General features: G+C 48.9%; 17 protein-coding genes, 3 tRNA genes and 2 pseudogenes. 16 read left to right on the forward strand and 6 right to left on the reverse strand.

The window, feature by feature from the left end:
- Positions 1-33 precede the first annotated feature (33 nt).
- The 8 genes and pseudogenes from pgsA (at position 34) to N7E69_RS18175 (ending at position 4,710) form a co-directional block, all read left to right on the forward strand.
- The gene (gene pgsA, locus N7E69_RS18140) at positions 34-582 is read left to right on the forward strand and encodes a CDP-diacylglycerol--glycerol-3-phosphate 3-phosphatidyltransferase (RefSeq protein WP_001160192.1); all 549 of its coding nucleotides are present in this window, start codon (positions 34-36) and stop codon (positions 580-582) included.
- A 151-nt stretch (positions 583-733) separates the two neighbouring features.
- Positions 734-809: transfer RNA gene (locus tag N7E69_RS18145), tRNA-Gly, on the forward strand.
- 52 nt (positions 810-861) lie between these two features.
- Positions 862-935 (forward strand) — tRNA-Cys (locus N7E69_RS18150).
- A gap of 11 nt (positions 936-946) precedes the next feature.
- Positions 947-1,033 (forward strand) — tRNA-Leu (locus N7E69_RS18155).
- Between the two features lie 249 nt (positions 1,034-1,282).
- Positions 1,283-1,614, forward strand: a pseudogene (locus tag N7E69_RS18160) (hypothetical protein).
- 213 nt (positions 1,615-1,827) lie between these two features.
- Positions 1,828-3,267, forward strand: coding sequence for an SH3 domain-containing C40 family peptidase (locus N7E69_RS18165; RefSeq protein WP_001574190.1), 1,440 nt, complete (start codon positions 1,828-1,830; stop codon positions 3,265-3,267).
- Between the two features lie 212 nt (positions 3,268-3,479).
- Positions 3,480-3,806: a glucose-6-phosphate dehydrogenase gene (locus N7E69_RS18170; RefSeq protein WP_000240832.1), complete on the forward strand. Its 327-nt coding sequence runs from the start codon at positions 3,480-3,482 to the stop codon at positions 3,804-3,806.
- A 238-nt stretch (positions 3,807-4,044) separates the two neighbouring features.
- On the forward strand, positions 4,045-4,710 hold the full coding sequence (locus N7E69_RS18175; protein ID WP_000781526.1) for a YecA family protein: 666 nt from the start codon (positions 4,045-4,047) through the stop codon (positions 4,708-4,710).
- A gap of 74 nt (positions 4,711-4,784) precedes the next feature.
- On the opposite strand, the gene tyrP is transcribed toward N7E69_RS18175, so the two are convergent.
- Positions 4,785-5,996 carry a tyrosine transporter TyrP gene (gene tyrP / locus N7E69_RS18180; RefSeq protein WP_001562965.1) on the reverse strand — a complete coding sequence of 404 codons (1,212 nt, stop codon included), beginning with the start codon at positions 5,994-5,996 and terminating at the stop codon, positions 4,785-4,787.
- Between the two features lie 226 nt (positions 5,997-6,222).
- Between tyrP and N7E69_RS18185 the strand changes: the two genes are divergently transcribed.
- Entirely contained in the window at positions 6,223-6,462 is a 240-nt protein-coding gene (locus N7E69_RS18185) for a YecH family metal-binding protein (protein WP_000377238.1), read from the forward strand.
- Positions 6,463-6,507: 45 nt separating this feature from the next.
- Here the strand turns inward: N7E69_RS18185 and ftnA are convergent, their stop codons facing one another.
- Together ftnA and N7E69_RS18195 are read right to left on the reverse strand one after the other, a co-directional pair.
- The gene (gene ftnA, locus N7E69_RS18190) at positions 6,508-7,005 is read right to left on the reverse strand and encodes a non-heme ferritin (protein WP_000920611.1); all 498 of its coding nucleotides are present in this window, start codon (positions 7,003-7,005) and stop codon (positions 6,508-6,510) included.
- 239 nt (positions 7,006-7,244) lie between these two features.
- Positions 7,245-7,580 (reverse strand): YecR-like lipofamily protein, encoded by a 336-nt coding sequence (locus N7E69_RS18195; RefSeq protein ID WP_000803234.1) that lies wholly within the window; start codon positions 7,578-7,580, stop codon positions 7,245-7,247.
- Positions 7,581-7,835: 255 nt separating this feature from the next.
- On the opposite strand from N7E69_RS18195, the gene N7E69_RS18200 reads away from it, so the two are divergent.
- Positions 7,836-8,474 (forward strand): RpiB/LacA/LacB family sugar-phosphate isomerase, encoded by a 639-nt coding sequence (locus N7E69_RS18200; protein ID WP_000684804.1) that lies wholly within the window; start codon positions 7,836-7,838, stop codon positions 8,472-8,474.
- Positions 8,475-8,652: 178 nt separating this feature from the next.
- Here the strand turns inward: N7E69_RS18200 and N7E69_RS18205 are convergent, their stop codons facing one another.
- Positions 8,653-9,156 (reverse strand): non-heme ferritin-like protein, encoded by a 504-nt coding sequence (locus tag N7E69_RS18205; RefSeq protein WP_000741707.1) that lies wholly within the window; start codon positions 9,154-9,156, stop codon positions 8,653-8,655.
- A 550-nt stretch (positions 9,157-9,706) separates the two neighbouring features.
- Here N7E69_RS18205 and N7E69_RS18210 point away from each other — a divergent pair.
- The 4 genes and pseudogenes from N7E69_RS18210 to otsA all read left to right on the forward strand — a co-directional run bounded on the left by N7E69_RS18210 (position 9,707) and on the right by otsA (position 13,096).
- Positions 9,707-10,264 carry a DJ-1/PfpI family protein gene (locus N7E69_RS18210; RefSeq protein WP_000754800.1) on the forward strand — a complete coding sequence of 186 codons (558 nt, stop codon included), beginning with the start codon at positions 9,707-9,709 and terminating at the stop codon, positions 10,262-10,264.
- A 228-nt stretch (positions 10,265-10,492) separates the two neighbouring features.
- A pseudogene (gene araH, locus N7E69_RS18215) lies at positions 10,493-10,674 on the forward strand (L-arabinose ABC transporter permease AraH); the annotation flags it as partial.
- A 222-nt stretch (positions 10,675-10,896) separates the two neighbouring features.
- The gene (gene otsB, locus N7E69_RS18220; RefSeq protein ID WP_000840114.1) at positions 10,897-11,700 is read left to right on the forward strand and encodes a trehalose-phosphatase; all 804 of its coding nucleotides are present in this window, start codon (positions 10,897-10,899) and stop codon (positions 11,698-11,700) included.
- Positions 11,675-13,096: an alpha,alpha-trehalose-phosphate synthase gene (gene otsA / locus N7E69_RS18225; protein ID WP_000089042.1), complete on the forward strand. Its 1,422-nt coding sequence runs from the start codon at positions 11,675-11,677 to the stop codon at positions 13,094-13,096. Before otsB ends, otsA begins: the two co-directional genes overlap by 26 nt.
- Positions 13,097-13,113: 17 nt before the next feature.
- Here otsA and uspC read toward each other — a convergent pair whose 3' ends face one another.
- Both uspC and N7E69_RS18235 read right to left on the reverse strand, forming a co-directional pair.
- Positions 13,114-13,542: a universal stress protein UspC gene (gene uspC / locus N7E69_RS18230; protein ID WP_000122606.1), complete on the reverse strand. Its 429-nt coding sequence runs from the start codon at positions 13,540-13,542 to the stop codon at positions 13,114-13,116.
- Complete coding sequence (locus tag N7E69_RS18235) at positions 13,539-13,655, reverse strand: hypothetical protein (RefSeq protein ID WP_031617291.1); 117 nt, start codon at positions 13,653-13,655, stop codon at positions 13,539-13,541. Before N7E69_RS18235 ends, uspC begins: the two co-directional genes overlap by 4 nt.
- A gap of 682 nt (positions 13,656-14,337) precedes the next feature.
- Between N7E69_RS18235 and flhD the strand changes: the two genes are divergently transcribed.
- Together flhD and flhC are read left to right on the forward strand one after the other, a co-directional pair.
- Positions 14,338-14,679 carry a flagellar transcriptional regulator FlhD gene (gene flhD, locus N7E69_RS18240; RefSeq protein ID WP_001518146.1) on the forward strand — a complete coding sequence of 114 codons (342 nt, stop codon included), beginning with the start codon at positions 14,338-14,340 and terminating at the stop codon, positions 14,677-14,679.
- Positions 14,676-15,260: a flagellar transcriptional regulator FlhC gene (gene flhC, locus N7E69_RS18245; protein WP_000605987.1), complete on the forward strand. Its 585-nt coding sequence runs from the start codon at positions 14,676-14,678 to the stop codon at positions 15,258-15,260. The genes flhD and flhC overlap by 4 nt, the downstream gene beginning before the upstream one ends.
- The last annotated feature ends 78 nt before the right edge of the window (positions 15,261-15,338 follow it).

Raw genomic sequence — 15,338 nt, forward strand, 5'->3', positions numbered from 1 at the left:
AATTTCACTGACAACAGATAGTTACCCGTCACTATGCAATTTAATATCCCTACGTTGCTCACGCTGTTTCGCGTCATCCTGATTCCATTCTTTGTCGTGGTGTTTTATTTGCCGTTCGCCTGGGCGCCGATGGTCAGCGCGCTGATTTTCTGTATTGCCGCGATTACCGACTGGTTTGACGGCTTTCTGGCGCGACGCTGGAACCAGAGTACGCGTTTCGGCGCTTTCCTCGACCCCGTCGCCGACAAGGTGCTGGTGGCGATCGCCATGGTGCTGGTCACCGAGCATTATCATAGCTGGTGGGTGACGTTACCTGCGGCGACGATGATAGCCCGCGAAATTATTATCTCTGCTCTGCGTGAATGGATGGCGGAGCTGGGCAAACGCAGTAGTGTAGCGGTCTCCTGGATCGGTAAAGTCAAAACTACCGCGCAGATGGTGGCGCTGGCGTGGCTCTTGTGGCGTCCGAATATCTGGGTAGAGTATGCCGGGATCGCGCTTTTCTTTGTCGCAGCGGTGCTAACGTTGTGGTCCATGTTGCAATATTTGAGCGCTGCACGCGGAGATTTGCTTGATCAGTGATCGTTTCGCCGCAAATTTCAGCAAACGATCGTGAGTGACGAAAAATATCGTTGACTCAGTGCGTCAGGTAAGTAGAATGCAACGCATCGAACGGCAGCACTGATTGCCAGACGATAACAAAATCAAGTGATTAACAAAGTTGCTTGATACTGCGGGAATAGCTCAGTTGGTAGAGCACGACCTTGCCAAGGTCGGGGTCGCGAGTTCGAGTCTCGTTTCCCGCTCCAGTTTAAAAGCATTGGCGTAAAGCGGATGCTGGCTGAAAAGCCAAAAAAATTTGGCGCGTTAACAAAGCGGTTATGTAGCGGATTGCAAATCCGTCTAGTCCGGTTCGACTCCGGAACGCGCCTCCAATTTTTCCCGAGCCCGGATGGTGGAATCGGTAGACACAAGGGATTTAAAATCCCTCGGCGTTCGCGCTGTGCGGGTTCAAGTCCCGCTCCGGGTACCATGGGAAAGACAAGAATAATCAAAGCAATAAGCAGTGTCGTGAAACCACCTACGGGTGGTTTTTTTGTGCCTTCAGTTTGTATGCCGACCGCGAGCGTGAACTCTCCAGTGCGATATACAGTAAAAAACATCGGTAGCGGCATTTCTGCCAGTACAACAGTTATGTGCTACCGACCCGCAAGAACTTATGCCTGGTAAATACTAAACGTCGGGTAAATCAGCCGATAAAATCCATTAATCTCTATAAAAAATGCTGATATGTTTTATGCCTGCTTTATTAAAGAGAGTAGGTCTGCCAGTGAAATATACCGATAATGCAAAATTATTTATTAGCTTCATTAATATTGGGATTGTAGGTTGCGCTTTTTTACTTTTTTTATTTTGTATGAGCCTGAGAGTGCAATCGTAACCTACTCTCTTTCAGGAGAGCTTTCCTCTTCAACATGTGATGCGCGTAATTTTATTGGCTACGTCGATGAAAATGACTTTGCAGAGTATATAAAAAAAGTAGAACTGACGCGCTACAGTATGTATTGTCTGAAAAAAACAGGGACGGGTCAGTGGAGTATTTATGCAAATTAAACGAGTATATAACTGTTCAGGGTTATTTTCTGCACAATTTAACTAAAGGTAGATAGCGAACTAATATTGATCATAAGGTAATGTGATCCGCATCATGCTTTAATCACGTTTTGCAATATTGTCTTAATAACAGGTCAACTACAGATAATTTCGGGTTTTCGTGAATGGCGGTTTTGGTCAGTCTCTATATTATGCTTTCCCCGCTTTACGGAGATGATGATGCAAAAGAAAACCTGGGCCGTTTTATTGATACCATTGTGCCTCACCGCTTGCCACCAGACGACCTACCGATCAACAGCCAAAGATGAAATTGTCGCAGGGAGCTATATTGACCCGACAAAAACACGCTTTCCGTTAGCGGATTATTCACAGTCGGTTGATAAATGGATACCTCCGGACTCGGCTGATTACACTATTCCGGTTATTGATAGTGCTACCCAACAACGCTACTTTCACGCACTAAAATCTCATTATTTCGGAATGGACAGTGAAGCGCACTCGCCGTGGAATGGTTTTTATATTACCGCATTGCTGAAAAAAAATGCAGCACAGGCCCGGGATGCCAGTATTAAGCAGTTTCTTAGCGACGGCAGTGCTTATTGGGGGGAAAACTTCAGACTTTATACCTCTCGCTGGAAAGAGGAGGTTAGAGGGAATACGGATACGCAGATTGACAATATCTATCATGCCTCCCGGCGAGGCATTATGGTCAGAGAAAGTTTAGTCAGAGCGCTGCCAACGGACGACCCGCTCTTTAACGATCCCCGTCAGGCAGGCGAGGGGTATCCGTTTGATAATTTACAAATGTCTTCGCTGCGTCCCGGTACGCCGGTCTATACGCTGACGAAGAGCAAAGACCAACGCTGGCAATATGTCGTTTCACCAGCGGTAACTGGCTGGGTTCATAGTGAAGATATTGCCAGTACGGATCAGAAATTTATAACACAGTGGGTTTTGCTTGCTCATAAGCAACTGGGGGCATTTATCAACGCGCCGGTTTCTGTCCATGCCGCAGGCGTCTATTATTTCACCGGGCGCCCGGGCACTATTTTACCGTTCCGACATCAACGGGCGGGCCAGTTCCTGATTGCGGCGCCAGTTCGCGATAGCAACGGTCGCGCGTCTATCCATTGGGTCTGGCTAAGCGGTAACGAGTTTACGGCTATGCCGTGGAAAATGACGCCGGAAAATATCGCTGTGCTAATGAAAGCAATGCACGGCGCCCCCTACGGTTGGGGAAATTTTAACTTTTATAATGATTGTTCAGCCGAAGTCCGCAGCCTGTTAATGCCGTTTGGCATATTCCTGCCCAGACATTCATCCGCGCAGGTAGAGGCTGCTGGACGGGTGGTCGATCTTAGTCATAAAAATCCCCAAATGCGGATCGATTATCTCACCAGATACGGAAAAGCGTTTACTACGCTGGTCTATATTCCAGGGCATATTATGCTGTATATCGGTAACACAACCATGAATGGGCAGGTCGTGCCGATGTCTTATCAGAATATCTGGGGATTGCGCCCAAACCATGCTAATAGCCGGAGCATTATCGGTGAGGCGGTATTTTTGCCGTTACTGCGTTTTTATCCTGAAAATCCTGAGCTGATATCGCTGGCTGGTAAGGTTCTGTTTAAGCTTGGTTATATAGAATAGGTTGACAAACTGTGTTATCGCGGAAGACATGATTAAGGCAACCGTGCGCGTGGATATAAAGAGAGTATCCCTGTAAACTGTGTCTGAAAAAAGTATGCGCTATAGTGCGGGCTGTTTATTTGAAATACTATCTGGAGCTGATTCTGGATGTGATTATGTGCCTCACACATTGAAGTGAGAGTTATTGTTGGCGGTATCTGGCTGGAGGCTGGGTGGTAAAAAGACGTAATTTATTGCATTTTAATAACGGTGCCCGGTCAGAGCGCGATCTTGGGGATCTGGTCACTAAAGTTTTTGAGAAAGCGGCGAAAAAAGAACCGCAACCGCTATACACATTTAGCCTGCCGTTGCTGAGTGTGCAGGATGATATCCGTGTTTACTGTAAGAAAAAAAATATCAAAATAGGGTACGATACGCTGTTTATGGAAATAACCTTTTCTGCTGACAGAGAAGCGGTAGACGAACTCATTAAACACTTTTTTACTGAAAATAAGCTCTATTTGAGAGGGCGGTTTTATCTGTCCGCGGCGGTGGTATAAGTTAGCATGAGTATAATATAGCGAGAAACCCATCTCTCTCTTTTGTGTGGGGCGAGCGCTTCCTGGCGGAAAATCTGCGCCCTGATCCTCCTTTTGTGCGTTAACTTCCGGAATCCTCCTCATTTCGTGTTAATCTGGCCCCTGATGGTTGCCATCCAAACTGCCTGCAAAAAAATTATTTTTATCCGCTGCAATGTAAGAGGCCTACAGGCGGAAGTCATCACTGAGGAAAAGCGTTATGAAAATGGAACCATTAAACGAGAACGAGCTGGAATGGCTGGATGATGTGCTGACGAAATACAATACCGATCAGGCCATTTTGGATGTCGCGGAGCTGGACGGTCTGATTACTGCGGTACTAAGTTCTCCGCGTCCCATCGAGCCGGAACAGTGGCTGGTCGCGATATGGGGGGGACCCGCGTACGTACCGCGCTGGACATCTGAAAAAGAAATGACGCGATTTATGGAGCTGGTGTTCCAGCACATGGCGGACACAGCCGCCCGGCTTGAAGACTATCCAGAACAGTTCGAGCCGCTGTTTGGCCTGCGAGAAGTTGATGGCCATGAATTAACGATTGTTGAAGAATGGTGCTTTGGTTACATGCGCGGAGTGTCGCTGTCCGACTGGTCTGACTTGCCGGATACGCTAAAACCGGCGCTGGAAGCGATTGCCTTACACGGCACTGAAGAAAACTTTGCGCTGTTGGATAAAATGAGCCCGGAAGCGTTCGATAAAAGCGTTGATGCTATCCGTATCGCGGCGCTTGAGCTGCATGCCTGGTGGATGGCGCATCCGCACACGACGCCGCTACAGATGCCGATAAAAGCAGAGGTGAAAGTGGGGCGTAACGATCCTTGTCCATGCGGGAGCGGCAAAAAATTTAAGCAGTGCTGCCTGCATTAATGGCTCGTAAACGGCCATAGCGTGATGATTATCGAGCCTGGACGGCGTCCGGGCCCGGTAATCTTTGCCTGACATTAACCTGGATCGGGCAGGAACCCCAGTGCGATCGAAAACTGGACGCCAATCACGACAATGCCGCAGATAAACACCAGCGCCAGCGCTGGCGTGCCGCCTGCCACACGATATCCCGCCTGAGGGCTCTGTTTACGGCATTGCCAGACCAGCATAGCAGGGATGAGCAGTGCCAGCACTGCCAGCGCTACGCCGGCATAGCCTAATGCCATCACAAATCCACGTGGGTAGAAAAGCGCAAACGCCAGCGGCGGCAGAAAGGTAATCAGCCCGGTTTGCAGGCGTCCGGACACCGTACTGCGGCGCTGGAATAGATCGGCCAGGTAATCAAATAATCCTAGCGCTACGCCCAGAAAAGAGGTCGCCAGCGCCAGATCGGCGAACAGGTGGACCGCCAGTTCGACATGTGGCGAAGCGACCACTTCTCTGAGCGCCTGCAGCAGGCCATTTAACCCGGCATGGCTGGCCAGTAGCCCTCTGAATGTCGGCGAGTCGATACTTCCCAGCGTGGCGAGCTGCCAAAAAATATAGGCCACTAACGGAATGGCGCTACCCGTCATAAAGACCCAACGCAGCCGGCGAATGTTGCCGTTCATATAACTCACAATACTCGGTACGCTTCCGTGAAAACCAAACGAGGTGAAAATGACCGGTATGGCGGATAACGCCAGCCCCTGCTGTAAAGGAAGCGTAAGAAGATTTACTTTATGAATATGTGGCGTGAGCAACGCAAGCATGATGACCAGAAAAATGATCTTCGCGCTAAACAGGAAGCGGTTAAAAAGGTCGACCAGCGAGGTGCCCACACATACCACCCCACCGGCAACAAAGGTGAACAGCAGCACCCCGGCAGCGGGCGAGAGCGTGGCGCCAAGCCAGTTATTAATACTGGATGCCAGTAATTCTCCGGCTCCGGAAATGTAGGCGGCGGTGAGCGCATACATTAAGAACATCATACTGAATCCCGTAAGCCACTGTCCGTAACGTCCAAGATAGCGTTTTGCCAACGAGCCCAGCCCGGTATCCGCCGGAACGTGTTGATATACCTCCAGTAATAGTAGCGCGGTATAACACATCAGCGCCCACAGGCCAATCAACAATCCCAGCGTGACGCTGAAACCAACGCCAGCCGCTGCCAGCGGCATTGCCAGCATCCCGGCGCCGATAGTGGTGCCTGCCACGATAAAAATACTGCCCAGAGTTCTGTTTTTCACGCTTTCTACTACCCCGGTAACAAAGAACGGTGATATCCGCGGCGCAGGGTAAGGCATTACGCTATTTTCGTCAAATGGTCGTTACAATAGGTGTACTGTAAAATTTACAGTTACGGGCATAAAAGCGAGTATGGGAGGAGACGCGGACAACCGCCGCAAACCTGCGCTAGCGCAAAGTCGCTCGCACAAGGACACATTAGGCTACGAGTTTTATTCAGGAGGGGTTATGGATTCCATTCACGGTCACGAAGTGCTCAACATGATGATTGAGTCTGGCGAGCAGTACACGCATACCTCGCTGGAGGCGGCAATAAAAGCGCGCTTTGGCGAGCGGGCACGATTTCACACCTGTTCAGCGTCAGATATGACGGCGGCGGAACTGGTCGCGTTTCTGGCGGCGAAAGGAAAGTTTATTGCCGTGGAGGACGGTTTTTCAACGCATGAGAGTAAAATCTGCCGCCATTAATACGCCACGGTGAGAGCGCGTCTCACCGTGTAAGGACTTGCTGGATTAATTTTGCGTATCCAGTGTGGAGAGTTCTTTATCAATGAAATAAAGCCCTTCGCCGCTTTTTCCCGCCAGCGTTAATTTATCAATAATAGATTTGAACAATTTTTCTTCTTCATGCTGTTCTGCCACATACCACTGCAAGAAATTAAATGTCGGATAATCCTGGCTGGTCATTGCGGCATGAGCCAGTTCATTAATTTTTTGCGTAATAAGCTGCTCATGCTCATAGGTCGCGCGGAACAGTTCATCCAGCGAGGCGTACTCAGCGAAGGGCGAAGAAACGGTATGAATGCGCGGCAGGCTTCCGGTATCGGTAAGGTAGTCAAACAGGCGCTGCATATGCGTCATCTCTTCTTGCGCATGGCGACGAAGAAATGCGGCCGCGCCTTCAAAACTGTGATAGCTGCACCACGCGCTCATTTGTTGATAGAGCAGGGAGGAGTACAACTCCAGATTCATTTGCTCATTCAGTTTGTCGATCATTTCTGTTTTCAGCATGGTTCCGCTCCACAAATAGCAAAAGATATACGGTAATGTGACGCCACTATAATTTGTTATTTTATTATTTGCAAAAGGTAAAATATTAAATTTAATTATTAAAAATACGAATGGGAATAAAACGCATTAACGCCAGTGTATAGGGTATAAAAATAAAGAAAAGCCAGCACCTTCATGCTGGCAATAGCGACCCTGCGCTCTCCTCCATTGTACATGGTGTCGGCGTTAAGCCAGCCGCCTTAATAATAAAGCGGCATAATTTGCGGGACTGCAACGCCCCGGCACTGCCAGGAGAGGGTAAATCGGGTGTTCAGACACAACGAGCCCGCATAAATGCTACAGGTTCCTACCGGCTGACCAAACGAAACGGCATCGGCATAGCCCATCTGCTGGCATTCGCGTGTTGCGGTCCCGTGAGATACATAGTCATCTGTCCGTGAAGTAAAAAATAGCGGCTGGTTATACGTCAGGCGCACGATGCCGCTTATCGGGCTGGATTCGCTGACCTGCGCTTGTCGAGTAATGGTGCATCCCGTCAGGGCTAGCAGTGAAAGAGTAAAAATAAGAGGCTTCATAAAATCGCTCCGACAATTCGGTATCAGACCATGCTACCTCGTGTCTTGCACCGTCAATGGCTGGAATAACTTACGGATTCGCCTTGATTAAAGGTAACGGCAGGGGATTTACAGCGGAAACAGAAAATGTGTGAGCGTCTCTTCATTTAATGAAACTTCGTTTTATTAAATTTGAATGCATGTTCTTAAGTGTGTAGTGTGGGCAAAACGTCATGATTTACGCAGACGCGACCGTCTGCATTCAGGAGGAACACGATGAAAATTGCACTGATGATGGAAAATAGCCAGGCCAGCAAAAATGCCATCATTTATAACGAACTTAGCGCCGTCGCCAATGAAAAGGGATTTCCCGTTTTTAACGTCGGCATGTGCGACGAAAATGACCATCACCTGACGTACATTCATTTAGGCATCATGGCGAGTATTCTGCTTAATGCAAACGCGGTTGATTTTGTGGTTACTGGCTGTGGCACCGGTCAGGGCGCGCTGATGTCGTTAAATATTCATCCAGGTGTCATTTGTGGCTATTGCATCGATCCGGCAGATGCTTTTCTGTTTGCGCAGATCAACAACGGCAATGCGTTGTCCCTGCCATTTGCGAAAGGCTTTGGCTGGGGCGCTGAGCTGAACGTGCGTTTCATCTTTGAAAAAGCGTTTACCGGGCGTAAAGGCGAGGGGTATCCGCCTGAGCGCAAAGCGCCGCAGGTACGCAATGCGGGCATTTTGAACCAGGTTAAGGCCGCGGTCGTCAAAGAGAATTATCTGGATACACTACGGGCTATCGATCCTGAACTGGTTAAAACGGCGGTTTCAGGGCCGCGTTTCCAGCAATGTTTGTTTGAAAACGGCCAGAATAAAGAAATAGAAGCGTTTGTACGTGAGATGCTGGGGTAATGCCCGGACAAGACAGAGACGTTTCGCGCCTGTCGGCTGGCATGATGTGCCGATAATACGCCAGTAGCGACAGGCACCACCTCTGGCAAACAGATCAGAAACGGTGTAGGCCGGATAAGCTGCTTCGCGTTGCTATCCGGCTAATAACGTCTCAATATTGTCGCTCGGGGTGCCGCTATCAGTGATGCTGATAGGTCACGACGTTAAGGAGATGCTGATCGGTTTGCGCCAGGCATAGCCCTGCTCGTTTAGCGCTGCGAACTTCTTCGAGAATAGTTTGTAAAAGTACGCCATCCTGCTGCTGCTCTTTTTCCAGGGTATGGAGAAAATCGAGCGTTGAGGCATCATTCAGCGCTTTCGCTTCATCTGCCAGACGCGACAGCGTGCTGGCGCGTTGCTGATAATCCTCCAGGGTTTTCTGGAACAATTCTTCCAGAGAGCAGAGCTCTTCACCCGGAACGTCAATGGCTTTAACGATAGGGGTGGCGCCGGCGTTTTTCATAAAATTAAACATGCGCATCATTTGCGTCACGTTGCCTTGCGCCTGGGTACGAAGAAAGGTGGCGGTGCCTGTTAAACTGTGTTCAGAACACCATTCGCTTAGATGGAGGTAAAGATTTGATGCGTAAAACTCAAGGTTCATTGGCGTGTTGAGCTTTTGAACCATTCCTACAGCTGCCATAACAATATCCTTATTTCCAGAAAGTGTTGATGTGCATGACAGACGAGAATGCAACGGGCCGTTGTCACATTCTTACCTCTATGCACAATAAATACTCTTAGCAGAAGAACTCCGTTCCGCCAGTCCCTTATGCGATCTCATTTCCTGTTTATCGATCGGTAATGAGAATAGCGCGTCAATAAAAATAAGAAAATCCTTAAATGCAATTGTTTATCTTTTTTTACATTTTCAGCGGTGTGATTTTTTCAGGTGTAATGATTTTGGATGAGGAGCAGTTGCAACCATTTGAAAGTTAAATGATATTATATAGATTTGTAATTTATGAAACATTGTTTCATATCATGGGTTAAGCCTTTCAAGTATGTTAATTTCAATAAAATAAACATTAGTCAGTCTGGATATCACACGCATAAACGGTTGAGAGCAAATATGCCTGTTTTTATAAACTAGCCGATTTTGCGGTAGATCATTTTTAATGTCATTAATCATACGAGCACGTTATTCGGTTAAGCGCAGTTTTGATGGGTGACTCGTTAACAAGGAGCAGTCAATGAAAAAGGTCGCGGTGCTGTTGGCGCCAGGATTTGAAGAAGCAGAGGCCATTGTTACTCTTGATATTCTGCGACGTTTGCATATCGACGTCGAAACGCTGGCGTGTGCTGAATCACGGGCGGTGGTGAGTTACCATGATATTCCTATGGTTGCGGACAGCACGCTGAGTGAACGCCAGCAGGCGCTTTTTGATGCGGTAGTGCTGCCGGGCGGTCCGCAGGGGAGCGCTAATCTGGCGGCTAATCCGGCGGTGATCGCTTTCGTTGCGCGTCATGATGCGGCAGGCAAATTAATTTGTCCTATCTGTTCCGCGGCGGCAAGGGTGCTGGGTGCTCACGGATTGCTGAAGGGGCGTCGTTATGTCTGTTCCGGCGACCTGTGGAAAGCGGTTCCGGAAGGTGTCTATGTGGATGCGCCCGTTGTTGAAGATGGTAATTTAATTAGCGGCAAAGGCTTGGGTCATGTCTTTGATTTCGCGCTAACCCTTTCCGCCAGACTGCTGGGAGACGATGCGCCGGTTCGCGAACAGGCTGAACATATCTATTATCCCTGGTAATCATTATCCACCCAGGGCCGTAAGGATTAGCTGGCTGATGTTATGGATTAATGTGCTGGCTTTCCTGCCTTTTGGCTGATGAATTCGCTCTGGGTTATGTCATTTTCCGCTAAAACTATTCCTGCCATCAGCATTTATCTAATGAATGAAAGACAGTGCACCGTTTTACGTCTTCTCTAACAAGAATCGTTTGATTTTACCCTACATAAAAAACGCTAAAGCAGGTCAATGACTTCCCTGGGTTATGAGTTAATCGTTATTTCTGCGTGTGTCTTAGGGGGGGATTCCTGAAAGGCGGCCTCGGAAAAGTCTCATATGTGGTGGCGAGCGTACTGATATCAGGAGCGGTGGAGAGCGCGATGAACCTGCTCAACATTTCACCTTTTGCACAGTGTATGGTTCGCGGCTGAATCCTTCTGGCAGCAGTTATCTTCGACCATTATAAGCAAAAAGCGAAGCGTATGATTTGATGAATTAACACTCAACTAAACAGTATAGCTTCACGTCATCGCCAGCCGCTACCCCGGCTGGCGATGGTCTTTCTAAATGGCGAGCAGCGTCACACTGTCTATACTTACATGACTAATGAGACCGTTTGTGAGTCTCAATATGATGATAAGGAGGAGACCAGGGTGGCAGAACCGTTAACCGTATCCCCCGAACTCACTGCGAACTATGCGTATTTTTTTGACCTTGATGGCACATTGGCAGAGATAAAGCCTCATCCCGATCAGGTAGTGGTACCGCATAAAATCCTTCAGTTGTTAGACCGTCTCGCGGCGCACAACGCAGGGGCACTGGCATTGATTTCAGGGCGTTCAATGACTGAGCTGGATGCTTTGGCGAAGCCTTTTCGCTTTCCGCTCGCTGGCGTTCACGGGGCAGAGCGTCGTGACATCAATGGTAAAACCCATATCGTGCGCCTTCCTGAAGCGGTAGTCCGTGAGGTGGAGGCGTTATTACGTTCGACGCTCGTAGCGCTGCCCGGAACGGAGCTGGAGACGAAGGGGATGGCGTTTGCGCTGCACTACCGTCAGGCTCCGGAACATGAAGCGGCGCTGTTGGCGCTTGCGCAACACGTTACGCAGCACTGGCCGCAACTGGCGTTGCAGCCTGGTAAATGTGTTGTGGAAATCAAACCTAAGGGAACCAATAAAGGCGAAGCGATTGCCGCCTTTATGCAGGAGGCGCCCTTTGCGGGACGGATTCCCGTTTTTGTGGGCGACGATTTGACCGATGAGGCTGGCTTTGGCGTGGTGAATCACGCTGGCGGAATTTCCGTAAAAGTGGGCGTCGGGGCAACCCAGGCGGCATGGCGGCTGGAAAGCGTACCCGATGTCTGGCGCTGGCTGGAACAAATCAATTATCCACAACAAGAACAACAAGTAATGAATAACAGGAGAGATGGCTATGAGTCGTTTAGTCGTAGTATCTAATCGAATTGCCCCCCCGGATAATAAAGGCGGCGCCGGCGGCCTCGCCGTTGGCGTGCTTGGCGCGCTAAAAGCGGCTGGCGGGTTGTGGTTCGGCTGGAGTGGCGAGACAGGTAACGAGGATGAGCCATTAAAAAAGGTGACAAAAGGTAATATTACCTGGGCATCGTTTAACCTGAGCGAACAAGATTACGAAGATTATTACTGTCAATTTTCCAATGCGGTTCTCTGGCCTGCGTTCCACTATCGTCTGGACTTGGTACAGTTTCAGCGTCCTGCATGGGAAGGCTATATGCGGGTGAATGCGTTATTAGCGGATAAGTTATTGCCCCTCATTAAAGAGAACGACATCATTTGGGTGCATGACTACCACCTGTTACCGTTCGCCAGCGAGCTGCGTAAACGCGGCGTGAACAACCGAATTGGTTTTTTCCTGCATATTCCATTCCCGACCCCGGAGATTTTTAACGCTTTACCGCCGCATGATGAACTGCTGGAGCAGTTGTGTGACTTTGATCTGCTAGGGTTCCAGACCGAAAATGATCGCCTGGCTTTTCTGGATAGCCTTTCGAGTCAAACGCGAGTCACGACTCGCAGCGGCAAGCAGCATATCGCGTGGGGTAAAGACTTCCAGACAGAAGTGTATCCCATCGGTATTGAGCCCGATGAGATTGCTCTGCAGGCTGCCGGGCCGTTGCCGCCTAAACTGGCGCAGCTCAAGGCGGAACTGAAAAATGTGAAGAATATTTTTTCCGTTGAGCGGCTGGATTATTCGAAAGGGCTGCCGGAACGTTTTCTGGCGTATGAAGCGCTACTGGAAAACTACCCGCAGCATCGGGGAAAAATTCGTTATACCCAAATTGCGCCTACGTCACGCGGCGAAGTACAGGCATATCAGGATATTCGCCACCAGCTTGAGACGGAAGCAGGCCGGATTAATGGGAAATATGGACAATTGGGCTGGACGCCGCTCTATTATCTGAATCAGCATTTCGACCGTAAACTGTTAATGAAGATATTCCGTTATTCAGACGTCGGGCTCGTCACCCCGTTGCGTGACGGGATGAACCTGGTGGCGAAAGAGTTTGTCGCCGCGCAGGACCCCGCTAACCCTGGCGTACTGGTACTGTCACAGTTTGCCGGCGCGGCGAATGAACTGACGTCGGCGTTAATCGTCAATCCTTACGATCGGGATGACGTGGCGGCGGCGCTCAATCGTGCGCTAACGATGCCCCTTGCCGAGCGTATTTCGCGTCATGCGGAGATGCTGGACGTGATCGTTAAAAATGACATTAACCGCTGGCAGGAGCGTTTTATTCATGACCTAAAGGAGGTCACGCCGCGTAGCCCTGAGCGTCAGCAGCAGAACAACGTGGCGACGTTCCCTAAGCTGGCCTGAAATATCGCGAGCGGCGACTAGTCGCCCGCTAACGGCACCAGCAACACATCTACCTGGCTGGCGCTGACGACACTTTTTGCCGAGCAGGACGCGCGCGAAAAGAAACTGTGGTTATGGTTGCCGCAAATGACCAGATCAACATGGTGTTTGCGGCACACAGCCAAAATATGCTGGCTTAACTCACCTGATGCGATGAAAGTTTGTTCAATCGGATAATCCGCCTTTTCCCCCAGCATCTTAAGAAAATTCTCAGTCTCCTCATGCATAACCGCGCGTAAATCCTCCATCATGGGCGCGGCGAACTGGTTATACAGTTCAGGATCGGAAGCGAGAGTAATCAGGCTGACTTTCGCCTGAACAGGGCGGGCGATAGAGACCGCTTTAGCCAGTAGCTGGTGACTTTCCGGGGTGACGGCAACGGCGACAAGAATATGGGTGTAGCTCATAACTCGCTCCTTGATTGCAAGAATATGAGATTGTGCTTTAGCTTTACTCTGTTTATCGCATTTCTGCAATGCGCTAATGCCACATTAATGTGAAGGACATCACAATCAATCATTAATTATTCTTATGTAAAGAATCGTGGCATAAGACACTTTTTACACACCACCAGGATGCTTCATTTAAATGGGTGAACAATGAAAGCTAAAAGTTAAATCAAATGAGCTTATTTTTAACAGCGGAGGGCGTATGCTGTGACGAGATTAATTAATAACGTTTAATATTTAAGCTACTGTTTACTAAAGGTAAAATAAAAGCGTTTCTAAAATAGAAATAATAGCCTGTTATCTATTATCCTGGCGTTATTTTAACAGAGAGAAACAAAAAAGAATTTGGTGTTGACGTACCCCTATTCAGCAGTGTGGAATAGAAAAAGTGAACATTAGGTTATTAATTAAACAAAGTAAAAGCCATGCTGATGGTTTTATCGTAAGTATTCCGTTAAATTATGTGGTCTACATCACATATTTTCTAAAATCGCCGTCCCGCTCCGTTGTATGTCACGAAGCTGACGAGTAGAGTTGCGTCGAATTAGGAAAAATCTTAGGCATTTGTAAAAATTGATGTAAACGTGTAAGGCGAATCTCAGAGGGAGGCTGCGTTATACGTCACAATGTCCATAATGTCTGAGCGCTGCTATGCATTTGACCTTTTTGCTTCTTTTACCGGGCCTTCCCGGCGACATCACGGGGTGCGGCTACGTCGCACAAAAATAAAGTTGGTTATTTTGGATGGGAACAATGCATACATCCGAGTTGCTAAAACACATTTATGACATCAATTTGTCATATTTACTCCTTGCACAGCGTTTGATCGTCCAGGACAAAGCATCTGCGATGTTCCGCCTCGGTATCAACGAAGAGATGGCAAACACACTGGGCGCGTTGACCCTGCCGCAGATGGTCAAACTGGCGGAGACGAACCAGTTAGTTTGTCATTTCCGGTTTGACGATCATCAGACGATCACCCGTTTGACTCAGGATTCGCGCGTCGATGATTTACAGCAGATTCACACAGGTATCATGCTTTCAACGCGTTTGCTCAATGAAGTGGACGATACGGCGCGTAAGAAAAGGGCATGATAATGAGTGAAAAAAGCATTGTTCAGGAAGCTCGCGATATCCAGTTGGCGATGGAGTTGATTAATCTTGGCGCTCGTCTACAAATGCTGGAAAGCGAAACACAGCTCAGCCGTGGTCGCCTCATCAGGCTGTACAAAGAATTACGCGGTAGCCCGCCGCCTAAAGGGATGCTGCCATTTTCGACAGACTGGTTTATGACCTGGGAGCAAAATATTCATGCCTCCATGTTCTGCAACGCCTGGCAATTTTTACTGAAGACTGGCTTATGCAGCGGTGTGGATGCGGTGATTAAAGCTTATCGGCTTTATCTTGAGCAGTGTCCGCAACCGCCTGAAGGGCCGTTGTTGGCGCTGACTCGCGCATGGACGCTGGTGCGTTTTGTTGAAAGTGGGTTGCTTGAATTGTCGAGCTGTAACTGCTGCGGTGGGAACTTTATTACCCATGCGCATCAGCCCGTGGGCAGCTTTGCGTGTAGTTTATGCCAGCCGCCATCCCGCGCAGTAAAAAGACGTAAACTTTCCCGAGATGCTGCCGATATTATTCCACAACTGCTGGATGAACAGATCGAACAGGCTGTTTAACCGAAACGGTGTGGACAAACACTCCAGCAGCGGTAAGTCATTACCGCTGCTTTTTTTTGCCTTGCCTTCGCGTTAATC

The sequence above is a fragment of the Salmonella sp. 3C genome, assembly GCF_025426275.1.
Classification (GTDB): Bacteria; Pseudomonadota; Gammaproteobacteria; order Enterobacterales; family Enterobacteriaceae; genus Salmonella; species Salmonella enterica.